We start from the raw sequence: 12,004 nt of genomic DNA on the forward strand, positions 1-12,004 counted from the left end.
CTCAAGAACTTACACTCACTGTGTAATTAGTTACCCCCGTCACATCCTCCACCTAGGACCCCCCGAGGTGACGATGTCCCCTGCAGATTCCGCCGACACCGCTGAAGGCCTTGCGCTGCACCAGATCGGTGTCCGATTCGGCGGCCTCGTCGCCCTGGACGGCGTTTCGCTCCGGGTGCCACCCGGCCGCACCGTGGGTGTCATCGGCCCGAACGGTGCGGGCAAGACCACCCTCTTCAACGTCATCTGCGGCTTTGTCGCGCCGACCACCGGTGCTCTCACCCTCGACGGCCGTCCCCTCCGCCCTCGTCCGCACCGCCTGGCGCGCCTCGGCATCGCCCGGACGCTGCAGGGCGTCGGCCTCTTCGCCGGCATGACGGTGCTCGAGAACGTCATGGTCGGTGCCGAGCACGCGGGCCAGAGACCCGAGGCCGCACGGGAGGCCCTCGAGCGCTGCGATGTCGCCTCGCACGCGCACGCCCTTCCCGGCGGGCTGCCGTACGCAGTCCGCAAGCGAGTCGCTCTGGCCCGCGCCCTCGTCGCCCAGCCCCGGCTGCTCCTGCTGGACGAACCCGCCGGTGGCCTGGGCGCCGACGAGATCGCCCAGCTCGGCGAGCTCATCACGGGACTGCCCTGCGCGGTGCTGCTGGTCGAGCACCACATGGACCTGGTCATGTCCGTCTGCGACGAGATCCTCGTCCTCGACTTCGGCAAACCGGTCGCGCACGGCACCCCGAGCGAGATCCGTATGAACGAAGCTGTTGCTGACGCGTACCTCGGCGCTGCCGCATGACGGCGTTGCTGGAGGCGGAGCAGATCACGGTCGGGTACGGCGGCGCGCCCGTCCTGCACGGCGTCGACCTCGAGGTGCCGGCCGGTGCGATCACGGCTGTCCTCGGGGCGAACGGCGCGGGGAAGACGACGCTTCTGCGTACCCTGTCGGGTTTGTTGAGACCGGGCACCGGGCGGGTCGTGCTCGACGGGCAGGACCTGCGCGGGGTCAAGGTCGAGGAGATGGTGCGGCGCGGGGTCGCGCACGTGCCGGAGGGCCGCGGGGTCGTCACCGAGCTGACCGTCGACGAAAATCTGCGCCTCGGCGGCCTGTGGCGCAAGGACCGCGCGGACGCCAAGAAGGCGCTCGACGAGGTCTACGAGCTGTTCGAGCCGCTCGCCCGCCGCCGGCGCTTTCCCGGCCATCAGCTGTCCGGCGGCGAGCGGCAGATGCTCGCGCTGGGCCGCGCGCTGGTCGGACGGCCGCGCCTGCTGCTGCTGGACGAGCCGTCGCTGGGGCTCGCACCGCGGGTGACCGGTCAGATCATGGGCCTGCTGCGGACGCTGCGGGACGAGACCGGGCTGACCGTCCTGCTGGTGGAGCAGAACGTCCGCAGTGCCCTCTCCGTCGCCGATTCCGGTGTCGTGATGTCGCTGGGCCGGGTCGTCGCGAGCGCGGACGCGGGGACGTTGCGCGACGACGAAGACATGCGGCACGCATACCTCGGATTCTGAGAAGGGAGGGCCATGGACCGGTTCGTTTTCCTGACGTTCGACGGCCTGAGCCGCGGCGCGGTGTACGCCGCCTTCGCCCTGGCACTGGTGCTGATCTGGCGGGCCACCCGGATCGTGAACTTCGCCCAGGGCGCGATGGCGGTGTCGACCGCGTACGTCGGCTACTCGGTGTCCACGGCGACGGGCTCGTACTGGCTGGGTTTTGTGGTGGCGGTTGTTGCCGGCCTGCTCCTCGGCGCCGTCACGGAGCGAGTGGTGATGCGGTTCGTCGACCATTCGTCGCCGCTCAACGGCGTGGTGGTGGCGCTCGGGCTGGTGCTGGTCATCCAGGGTGTGCTCGGCATGATCTACGGCAACGAGTTCCGGCCGGCGGGCGCACCGTTCAGCCGGGACGCGTTCACGGTCGGCGGTGTCGCGCTGCTGTCCCGCTTCGACCTCTTCGTCTTCGCCGCGGTGTTCGTCGTCGTGGCGCTGCTGGCGGTGCTGTTCACCAAAACGGCCGTGGGTCTGCGGATGCGAGCGTCAGCCTTCGCACCGGACGTGTCTCGGCTGCTCGGTGTCAACGTCGGCGGGATGCTGACGCTGGGCTGGGCGCTGGCCGCGGCGGTCGGCTCGCTGGCGGGTCTGCTGGTCATCCCGACCGAGCTGGGCCTGCACCCGAACGCGATGGACATCGTCTTCGTCTCGTCGTTCACCGCGGCGGTGGTCGGCGGGCTGGACAGCGCGTTCGGCGCGGTCGCCGGTGGGTTGATCGTGGGGCTGCTGCTCTCCTACACGAGCGGTTACCTGGGCGCGACCGTCGCACCGATCGCCGTGCTGGTGCTGCTGGTCGTGGTGCTCCTCGGCCGGCCCGGCGGGCTCTTCTCCCGATCGGCGGCGAGAGCCGTATGAGCGCAACCGTCGCAGAACGAGTCACCACGCCCCGCAAAACCGAGACCAGGCCGAGAAGCCGCTATCTGCTGTGGACGGTGATCGCTGCTGTCCTGATCGTTGCCCTCACCTACGTCCTGCCGCCGTTCCGCAACTATCAGCTCGCCACCGTCGGCGCCTACCTCTGCGTGACCGCCGGCCTGACCGTCCTCACCGGGCTGAACGGGCAGCTGTCGCTCGGCCATGGCGCGTTGATGGCGACCGGCGCGTACACCGTGGCGATGGTCCAGGAGCAGCTCTCCGGCCGGGGCCAGTGGACGCTGCTGGTGTCCGTCATCGCCGCGATCCTGGTGACCACGGTCGCGGGCGGGATCGTCGGGCTGGCGGCAGCCCGGCTGCGCGGGCCCTACCTGGCCGGGCTCACGCTTGCCGTCGCCGTCGTGGTGCCGGCGATCACCAGCACCTTCGACAAGACCTTCAACAGCGACCAGGGCCTTTCCGTGTACGTCGACCCGCCGCCGCTCGCGCTGGGTGCCACCTTCCCGTACGAGCGCTGGCAGGCCTGGTTGTCCTGGGCCGGCGCCCTGCTGACGATGCTCGTGCTGGCCACACTCGTGCGTGGTCGCTTCGGCCGGTCACTCCGGGCCGTCCGCGACGACGAGGCCGCCGCTCGCATCGCCGGAGTCAGCGTTGCGCGTACCCAGGTCCTGGCTTTTGTGGTCAGCGCGGCCTGCGCGGGGCTCGGTGGCGCACTCTTCGCCGTGCTCGCCCAGAGCGTGTCCCCGGGTGCGTTCCCGCTGTCGTTGTCGCTGTTCCTCGTGATGGCGATCGTGATCGGCGGGCTCGGCAGCCTGGCCGGCGCGGTCTGGGGCGCGGTTCTGCTGGTCGCACTCCCCGCTCTGACGCACTCGGTCACCGACTCGATCAACGTGTCGCCGGCGGTCGCTCAGCGGCTCGAAGGAAACCTCCCCTTGGCCCTCTTCGGCATCACGTTGGTCGTAGTCATGCTCGCCGCTCCCGGCGGCATCGCCTCCCTCAAACCCACTTACAGAAGGAGAAAGGCATGAGACGTCTCTGGTCCACGCTCGCCGCCATAACCCTGATCGCCGCCGCTGCTGGTTGCAGTGACGACGGCGGTGGTGGCAGCAGCGGCGGCAGTGTCCCGGGCGTGACCGGCACCGAGATCCTCGTCGGCACGCACATGCCGCTCACCGGTCCGGCCGCGGCGGGCTACTCGAAGATCGCGCCGGCCACCAAGGCGTACTTCGACTACGTGAACGCGAACGGCGGCGTGCACGGCCGGAAGATCAACTACAAGATCATGGACGACACCTACAACCCGGCGACGACCCAGCAGGTGGTCCGCGAGCTGGTCCTGCAGGACAAGGTCTTCGCGATCCTGAACGGCCTGGGCACGCCGACCCACACCGGTGTCCTCGACTTCCTCAAGACCAACCGTGTCCCCGACCTGTTCGTCGCCTCGGGCAGCCGCAGCTGGGACCAGCCCGACAAGTACCCCGGCACGTTCGGCTTCAACGTCGACTACACGGTCGAGGGCAAGATCCTGGCGACGCACGTCAAGGAGACCCAGGCCGGCAAGAAGGTCTGTTTCCTCGGCCAGGACGACGACTTCGGCCGCGACGCGCTGGCCGGCATCGAGAAGATCCTCGGCCCGGTCGCCGCCAAGCAGTCCTACGTCACCAGCAACCCGAACGTCGGCCCGCAGATGGGCGCGCTCAAGCAGGCCGGCTGCCAGGTGGTCATGCTGGCGACCGTGCCCGGCTTCACCGCGCTGAGCCTCGGCACGGCCGCCAAGATCGGCTTCAAGCCGCAGTTCGTGGTCTCGCAGGTCGGCGCCGACCTCGGCACCCTCTCCAAGCAGCTGGGTGCGGCCGCGCCGCTCACCGAGGGCCTGATCTCGGCGAACTACCTGCCGCTGAGCACCGACGACGCCAACCCGTGGATCCAGCTCTACAAGAAGGTCAACACCGCGCACAACGGCGGCGCCGAATTCGACAACAACACCGTCTACGGCATGTCCGTCGGCTACCTGTTCGTGCAAAGCCTGCAGTCGGCCGGGAAAGATCTCACCCGCGAGGGGCTGATCTCGGCGATCGAGAAGGGCGGATTCCAGGGTCCGGGTCACGCGCCCCTGCGCTTCTCGGACAAGGACCACTCCGGGTACGGCGGAATGCAGCTCAGCAAGGTCGAGGGCGGCAAGCAGGCCTACTTCGGTACGCCGTACGAAACCGACGAGGGGGACGGGGCCGTCGCGGCGTACTCGACTCCCGCCGCGACTCCTCCGCAGAACGGGATCCCGGCGGCGTCCTAGCACAGCGGTAACACGAGAGAAACGGTTGCGGCTCGCCGCCAACAGTTGCAAGGTTGGCGGCGAGAGCGGTTACCCGTCAGTATCAGGCACTGTATGTGCACATTTCTTCTTGGGGGTCTTGACCGGATGTCGAAGCTCAGCGGCGCCGTGGCCATCGTGACCGGGGCGAGCCGAGGAATCGGTTTTGCCATCGCGCAGCGCTTTGTCGCCGAGGGCGCCAAGGTCTGCATCACCGGACGCGACGCCGGCGCCCTCGAGTCCGCGGCCAAGGACCTCGGCGGGCCCGACGTGGCCATCGGCGTCGCCGGCAAGGGTGACGACGCCGGCCACCGGGCGGCGGTCGTCGACACCGTGCTCGGCGCGTTCGGGCCGGTCAGCCTGCTCGTCAACAACATCGGGATCAACCCGGCGTACGGCCCGCTCGGCTCGCTCGACCTGGGTGCCGCCCGCAAGATGCTCGACGTCAACGTGCTGGGCACGCTCGGCTGGGTGCAGGAGGCCCTGCGCGGCGGTCTCGAGGACACCAGCGGCGCGATCGTCAACATCTCGTCGATCTCGGGTGTGCGTCCCGCGCCCGGCATCGGCTTCTACGGCGTCACCAAGGCCGCGCTCATCCACCTGACCGAGGAGCTGGCCGTCGAGCTGGCGCCCAAGATCCGCGTCAACGCCGTGGCCCCGGCCGTGGTCAAGACGCGTTTTGCCACCGCGCTCTACGAGGGCCGCGAGGCGGAGGTCGCCGCCACCTACCCGCTGCAACGGCTCGGTGTTCCCGAGGACGTCGCCGGCACGGTCGCCTTCCTCTGCTCCGCCGACGCCGCCTGGATCACCGGGCAGACCGTGGTCATCGACGGTGGCATCACCCTGACGGGAGCCGGCGCGTGAGTTTCCAGCGGGTGGTCGTCACCGGCGCGGGCGGCGGCATCGGCGCGGCCCTGGCCCGCCGGTTCGCCGCCGAGGGCGCCCAGGTGATCGTGAACGACCTGGACCCGGTCGCCGCAGCGGCCGTCGCGGCCGAGATCGGCGGACACGCGGTCCCGGGCGACGCCGGCAACGAGGCCGACGTGCGCCTGCTCGTCGACACCGCCTGGGAGAAGCTCGGCGGCTGCGACCTCTTCTGCGCCAACGCCGGCATGCTGTCGCCCGGCTCGGCCGACGCCGACGACGCCGCCTGGGAACGCGCCTGGCAGGTCAACGTCATGTCCCATGTGTACGTGGCCCGCGCCGTACTCCCCCGCTGGCTGGAGAACGGTGGCGGGCGGCTGCTCTTCACCGTCTCCGCCGCGGGGCTGCTGACCCTGCTGGGCAGCGCGCCGTACTCCGTCACCAAACACGCCGCGCTCAGCTTTGCCGAGTGGCTCCGTGCGACGTACGCCCACCGTGGCATCACTGTGCAGGCGCTCTGCCCCCAGGGTGTGCGTACGGACATGATGACCAGCGGTGGCGACAGCGCCAGCAGTGCCCAGCTCGCCGCGACCGCGATGGACCCCGCCGAGGTGGCGGACTTCGTGTCCCGGGCGCTGGAGGGCGACAGCTTCCTCGTCCTGCCGCACCCCGAGGTCGCCGACTACTACCAGCGCCGGGCGACCGACCCCGACCGCTGGCTCGCCGGCATGAACAAGATCCAGCGCGGCTTCGACGCGGCGGGCATCGCATGAGCGGGCCCCCCGGACTCGACCTCGAACGCCTGCGGACCTACCTGGGCTCCGGAGAGCTGGCCGCGACGATGTTCGCCGGTGGCAGATCCAATCTCACGTACGCCGTGAGCGACGGCACCGACCGCTGGGTGCTGCGCCGCCCGCCGCTGGGTCACGTCCTCCCCACGGCCCACGACATGTCCCGCGAGCACAAAGTCCTGGACGCGCTCTCGGCCGCGGGTTTTCCCGCACCGAAACCCGTGCTGATCTGCACCGACCTGGACGTCATCGGCGCCCCGTTCTACCTGATGGAGTACGTCGACGGCACGATCTACCGCGACGTCGCCGTCCTCGAGGCGATGGGCCCGGAGGCGATGCGCGCCCTGGTGCTGTCCCTCGTGGACACGCTCGCCGACCTGCACGCGCTCGACCCCGCCCAGATCGGGCTGGCCGACTTCGGCCGTCCCGAGGGCTTCAACGAGCGCCAGGTCCGCCGCTGGAAGAAGCAGCTCGACGCCTCCAACAGCCGCGAGGTGCCGGGCATCGAAGAGCTGCACGCGCGGCTGGCGGCCGAGATCCCGGACGGCGCGGGTGCGGTGGTACACGGCGACTACCGCCTCGACAACGTCCTCATCGGACCTCAGCTGGAGATCAACGCGGTCCTCGACTGGGAGATGTCCACGCTGGGCGACCCGCTCAGCGACGTCGCCCTGATGCTCGTCTACGCCGGGCGCCCGCTGCTGAGCAAGGACGGCGTGCCGCGCTCGTCCATCTCGGTCCCCGGGCACCCGAGCCTCGCCGAGATGGCCGGACACTATGCGAAGCGGTCCGGCCGCGACGTCTCGGACCTGCACTGGTACGTCGCCTTCGCCGCGTTCAAGCTGGCGGTGATCCTCGAAGGTGTGCACTACAGGTACGTTCAGGGCCAGACCGTGGGTGAGGGCTTCGACACGGTGGGCACGATGGTCGCCCCGCTGGTGGCACAGGGACACGCTTCGCTCGACGGAACGCTGGAGGAGAACTGATGGACTTCGCGTTCGACGAGAAGACCGAGGACTACCGCAAGCGGCTCCTCGGCTTCCTCGACGAGTACGTCTACCCGGCCGAGGCCACCTTCGACGAGGACTACGCCGGTGACTGGGCGCCACCACCGGTCATCACGAGGCTCCAGGCCCAGGCCAAACTGGCCGGCCTGTGGAACCTCTTCCTCCCCGGCGAGCACGGCGCCGGCCTGACCAACCTCCAGTACGCCCCGCTGGCCGAGCTGACCGGCCGCAGCCCGGCGATCGCACCACCCGCCCTGAACTGCGCCGCGCCCGACACCGGCAACATGGAGGTGCTCGCGCAGTTCGGCAGCCCCGCGCAGCAGGAACGCTGGCTGCGCCCGCTGCTCGACGGCACGATCCGGTCGGCCTTCGCGATGACCGAACCGCAGGTGGCGTCCTCGGACGCGACCAACATCGGCACCCGCATCATCCGCGACGGCAACGACTACGTCATCAACGGCCGCAAGTTCTACATCTCCGGCGCGATGAACCCGAACTGCCAGATCTTCATCGTGATGGGCAAGACCGATCCCGACGCCGCCCGGCACGTCCAGCAGAGCATGATCCTGGTACCCCGTGACACGCCCGGTCTGACGATCAAGCGCGGCATGACCGTCTTCGGCTACGACGACGGTGACCACGGCGGCCACGCGGAGATGCTCTTCGAAGACGTCCGCGTCCCGGCGGAAAACCTGATCGGCGAGGAGGGGTCCGGCTTCGCCATCTCCCAGGCCCGTCTCGGCCCCGGCCGCATCCACCACTGCATGCGCCTGATCGGCATGGCCGAGCGCGCCCTCGAGCTCATGTGCCGCCGGTCGCTGACCCGCACACCGTTCGGCAAACCCCTCGCCGAGCAGGGTGTGGTGCAGGAGTGGATCGCCGAGTCCCGGGTACGCATCGAGCAGGCCCGCCTGCTCGTGCTCAAAGCCGCCTGGCTGATGGACACCGTCGGCAACAAGGGCGCCCACACCGAGATCCAGGCGATCAAAATCATCGTCCCGTCCACCACCGAATGGATCATCGACAAGGCGATCCAGGCCCACGGCGCCGCCGGCGTCGGCCAGGACACCCCGCTGGCCCGCCTCTGGGCGCAGACCCGCACGCTGCGCCTCGCGGACGGCCCGGACGAGGTCCACAAGCGCTCGCTGGCCCGCCGCGAGCTCAACCGTTATCGGAGTTCCTGATGCCGGCCGCCTCACCCCGCCCACCCCAGCGCATCGACGGTCGCACCGCCCGCTCGGAACGCACCCGCAACGCCATCGTCGAGGCCCACGTCGCCCTGATCCTCGACGGCGACCTCCGCCCCACCGCCGACCGCATCGCCAAACAGGCCGGCGTCTCCCTCCGCGCCCTGTGGAGCCACTTCGCCGACATGGAGGCCCTCTTCGCCGCCAGCGGCGAACGCATACTGCAACAACGCGACGAGGCCCACGAGCCGATCCCCACGGACCTCCCCCTGAAAGCCCGCATCGACGCCTACTGCCATCAGCGGGCGCGCCTGCTCGAGCAGGTGGCGCCCGCCGCGAAGGCCTCCTCGCTGAAGGAACCGTTCTCCCCTACGCTCCAGGGCTACCGCCGCAGCCACACCGAACGCGTCCGCACCGAGCTGAGGACCCTCTTCGCCCGCGAGATCGGCGACAACGAAACCCTCCTGGCCGCCCTCACCGCGGTCAGCATGTGGCCGACCTGGGGCACCCTCCGCGACGCCATGGGCATGGACCCCGAAGCCGCCCGCGAAGTCCTGACCTGCTCCATCACCGCCCTGCTGACCGCCCCACGGAGCTGACACAAACCTAGAAGGTCCTCTAGCATTGTGTTTGTGGGGCAGATCAGCGTGGCCCAGGCGGCCCGGCGGCTCGGCGTCAGCGTGTCGCGCATCCATCAGCGCATCGCCGACGGTTCGCTGGGTGCTGTCCGGGTCGGCTCTCAATGGGTGATCGACGAGGCCTCGTTGCTGCCGCTCGAGGAAGCCAATTCACCCGGCCGGCCGCTGTCCCTGCGTTCGATCTGGGGGCTGCTCGCGCTGAGTCTCTCCGAGGAAGACGTCCTCGCCGCTTTTGCACCGGTCGAGCTGTCCCGGAACCGCGACCGCCTCCGGCGCCTGCTGGCCGAGCCGGATCCGGCGCCGCTGCTGCGGTTGTGGTTCCGTAACCGCGCCGACCGCCGCCGTTATCGGGCCTCTCCCCGCGACCTGCCCGGCCTGCGCACCGACACCGGTCTGACCCCGGCCGGCCTGAGCCACCCGGACAGCCACATGCAGGCGAACGACCTGGTCGAGGCCTATGTCCCCCTCGCCCGGGTGGACGCTGTGGTGGACGACCACCTGCTCTCCCCGGCCACCACCGACCGCGACTCCAACGTCATCCTGCACGTGGCCGCTTCCACCTTCGACGACCTGAGTGGCCCTCTGCTCCTGGCCGCCGACCTGGCCGACCACCGCCGCCCCCGCGAAGAAGCCCGAGCCGCCGAGCTCCTCCGAGAGATTCCTGCCCCATGACCACTGTCCCGGTCATGTCGGGCGCCCAGGCCGCCGCCTGGCACGGCGTCATGGACCTCCACGACCGCCTCGATCACGGCTGGACTCTCGTCGGCGGTCAGCTGGTCCACCTGCACTGCGCCGAGCAGGGCCACACCCCGCCCCGCCCGACCGACGACATCGACACGGTCATCGACGTCCGCGCCGCCGGTGACATGCTCCAGACCTTCACCGGCGTGCTGACCGGCCTGGGTTTCACCTCGGTCGGCACGTCTCCGGAGGGGTACCAGCACCGCTGGTCGCGCGCCGATGCCGTCATCGACGTCCTGCTTCCCGAGGGCGTGGGCGAACGCACCGCCGCCCGCCCCGGTGTCACCGGCAGCCCGACCCTGCCTACGCCGGGCGGCACCCAGGCGTTGCATCGCAGCGTTTCCGTCTCGGTCACGGTCGACGGCCGTACGGGTTCGGTCCGCCGCCCCACCCTCGTCGGCGCGCTGGTGATGAAGGCCGCAGCTCACACCACGGTCGGCGACGCGGCCCGGGGCCGGCACCGCTTCGACTTCGCCGCCCTGGCCGCGCTGATCGCCGCCCGCGACTTCCGCGAGACCGAACTGACCAAAAAGGACCGGAGCCGTCTCCGCGCCATGCTCCAGGCCACCCGCGCCGACCGCGAAGTCATGCTCGGCCTCCCCGACGCCCCCGAATCCCTGAACCGCCTCGAACGCGCCGCGGGCCTCGTCTAGCCGGTCGACGTTTTCTCGGCACGCTGAGCGACCCTCCGGCCGACCGCTGAACCCCGCCGTGCTGGTTCAGAGCCAGCCGCGCCGGGTGGCCAGCCGGCCCGCCTCGAAACGGCTGCGGGCGCCGAGCAAGGTCATCAGGTCGGCCATCATCCGGCGTGCGGTGCGCTGGGAAACACCGAGCCGGTTCGCCGCCGCGTCGTCGGTCAGGCCCTCGCCCAGCAGCCTCAGCAGCTCGCGCTGCTGAGCGGTGAGGCCGCCGGGGTCGCGTTCCGGCACCCGGGACAGCGGGTCCGCGGAGGCCCAGACCAGGGTGAAGAGCGACTGCAGGCAACTGACCACCCCCGTGCCGGTGAGCTGCATCGCGCCCGCCCGGCTGTTCTCCGGGTCGATCGGGACCAGCGCCACCCGGTCGTCGACGATCAGCATCCGCGAGGGCAGCACCGGCACCGTACGCACCTCACCCCCAGCCGCCACCAGCCAGGCCGCATAATCGAGGGTTCCGGGGTCGTTGCGCATGCTGTCCTGGTAGACGGTGCGCAGCACGACGCCGCGCCGCAACGCGGCTTCGTCCAGCGGGCGGCTCTCGGCCAGGCTGGCCGCCGACTGTGCCCGGCCGGGCATGAACGACAGGCATTCGCGCTGCGCCGAGGCGGCCAGATATTCGATCCGGGCCCGGACGGCGTCCATCCCGAGCAGCCGCTCTGCCCCCAGCTGGTCAGGGCGGACCCGATCGACGTATTCACCGACCACTCTGGCCACCATCAACCGGCCGTCGGCGAGCTCGCGCTGCTGGCGTTCGAGGTCGGCCTGGCGCCGGGCGACGAGCGCCTGCAGCCCGACCTCCGGGTTGGCCGCCCGGAACACCCCGGGCACGTCGGCGGACGGCCGCACCAGCTCCAGGCCGGCCAGTTCGGCCAACGCCTCGCCGGCGCTGTCCGGGTGCAGGCCCAGTTGGGCGGAGAGCTCCGCGACGGCCAGACCGGACTGGCCGAGCAGCGTGCGGTAGGCCCGCTCGGCAGCCGGGCTCAGTCCCAGGGCCGCCAGAGTCGGTCCACTGGGCGCGCCGCACTTGTCTGTGGTCATCGCAGCGCATGGTAGTCAGAGTTCGCACCACCATCGGGGGTGTCCGTTTCCACCTGTTGGGAGGAGACCAGGGATGGCCAGAACTGTCCATTGCCGCTTCCGTCCTCCTGGGAACGCTTCCCCTACCGACCCGTCGCACCCAAAATCTCCTTCGTCGTCGGCACGGGGCCGAGACAGAGGAGAAGATCTTCATGCGTGCAGGTCAGAGGTTCGAGAGAATCGTTGTTGTCGCAGCGTGCGTGCTTGCCGCGGTGCTGGCTCTGACGGGGGCCGCGGTGACGGCGCCGGAAAGTTCGCCGGACCGCATCAGCAGC

The 12,004-nt window shown here is 70.2% G+C and carries 13 protein-coding genes; 12 read left to right on the plus strand and 1 reads right to left on the minus strand.

The window, feature by feature from the left end; all coding sequences use genetic code 11:
• The first annotated feature begins 73 nt into the window (after positions 1-73).
• From AFR_RS39060 to AFR_RS39115, 12 genes are all read left to right on the plus strand, one after another.
• Entirely contained in the window at positions 74-793 is a 720-nt protein-coding gene (locus AFR_RS39060; RefSeq protein WP_041841471.1) for an ABC transporter ATP-binding protein, read from the plus strand.
• On the plus strand, positions 790-1,506 hold the full coding sequence (locus AFR_RS39065) for an ABC transporter ATP-binding protein (protein ID WP_023562361.1): 717 nt from the start codon (positions 790-792) through the stop codon (positions 1,504-1,506). Before AFR_RS39060 ends, AFR_RS39065 begins: the two co-directional genes overlap by 4 nt.
• 12 nt (positions 1,507-1,518) lie before the next feature.
• On the plus strand, positions 1,519-2,397 hold the full coding sequence (locus AFR_RS39070; protein WP_023562362.1) for a branched-chain amino acid ABC transporter permease: 879 nt from the start codon (positions 1,519-1,521) through the stop codon (positions 2,395-2,397).
• Positions 2,394-3,443 carry a branched-chain amino acid ABC transporter permease gene (locus AFR_RS39075; protein WP_041841472.1) on the plus strand — a complete coding sequence of 350 codons (1,050 nt, stop codon included), beginning with the start codon at positions 2,394-2,396 and terminating at the stop codon, positions 3,441-3,443. Before AFR_RS39070 ends, AFR_RS39075 begins: the two co-directional genes overlap by 4 nt.
• The gene (locus AFR_RS39080) at positions 3,440-4,708 is read left to right on the plus strand and encodes an ABC transporter substrate-binding protein (RefSeq protein WP_023562364.1); all 1,269 of its coding nucleotides are present in this window, start codon (positions 3,440-3,442) and stop codon (positions 4,706-4,708) included. Before AFR_RS39075 ends, AFR_RS39080 begins: the two co-directional genes overlap by 4 nt.
• A 126-nt stretch (positions 4,709-4,834) precedes the next feature.
• Positions 4,835-5,590, plus strand: a complete 756-nt coding sequence (locus AFR_RS39085; RefSeq protein ID WP_023562365.1) for an SDR family oxidoreductase — start codon at positions 4,835-4,837, stop codon at positions 5,588-5,590.
• Complete coding sequence (locus tag AFR_RS39090; RefSeq protein ID WP_023562366.1) at positions 5,587-6,363, plus strand: SDR family oxidoreductase; 777 nt, start codon at positions 5,587-5,589, stop codon at positions 6,361-6,363. The genes AFR_RS39085 and AFR_RS39090 overlap by 4 nt, the downstream gene beginning before the upstream one ends.
• Positions 6,360-7,367, plus strand: a complete 1,008-nt coding sequence (locus AFR_RS39095; RefSeq protein WP_023562367.1) for a phosphotransferase family protein — start codon at positions 6,360-6,362, stop codon at positions 7,365-7,367. Before AFR_RS39090 ends, AFR_RS39095 begins: the two co-directional genes overlap by 4 nt.
• Positions 7,367-8,572 (plus strand): acyl-CoA dehydrogenase family protein, encoded by a 1,206-nt coding sequence (locus tag AFR_RS39100; protein WP_023562368.1) that lies wholly within the window; start codon positions 7,367-7,369, stop codon positions 8,570-8,572. The genes AFR_RS39095 and AFR_RS39100 overlap by 1 nt, the downstream gene beginning before the upstream one ends.
• Complete coding sequence (locus AFR_RS39105; RefSeq protein ID WP_023562369.1) at positions 8,572-9,174, plus strand: TetR/AcrR family transcriptional regulator; 603 nt, start codon at positions 8,572-8,574, stop codon at positions 9,172-9,174. Before AFR_RS39100 ends, AFR_RS39105 begins: the two co-directional genes overlap by 1 nt.
• A gap of 33 nt (positions 9,175-9,207) precedes the next feature.
• Positions 9,208-9,885, plus strand: coding sequence for a helix-turn-helix domain-containing protein (locus AFR_RS39110; RefSeq protein ID WP_023562370.1), 678 nt, complete (start codon positions 9,208-9,210; stop codon positions 9,883-9,885).
• Entirely contained in the window at positions 9,882-10,607 is a 726-nt protein-coding gene (locus tag AFR_RS39115) for a hypothetical protein (RefSeq protein ID WP_023562371.1), read from the plus strand. Before AFR_RS39110 ends, AFR_RS39115 begins: the two co-directional genes overlap by 4 nt.
• 66 nt (positions 10,608-10,673) lie before the next feature.
• Here the strand turns inward: AFR_RS39115 and AFR_RS39120 are convergent, their stop codons facing one another.
• Positions 10,674-11,690 (minus strand): LuxR C-terminal-related transcriptional regulator, encoded by a 1,017-nt coding sequence (locus AFR_RS39120; RefSeq protein WP_023562372.1) that lies wholly within the window; start codon positions 11,688-11,690, stop codon positions 10,674-10,676.
• Between the last annotated feature and the right edge of the window lie 314 nt (positions 11,691-12,004).

This window comes from Amorphoplanes friuliensis DSM 7358, from assembly GCF_000494755.1.
GTDB lineage: Bacteria > Actinomycetota > Actinomycetes > Mycobacteriales > Micromonosporaceae > Actinoplanes > Actinoplanes friuliensis.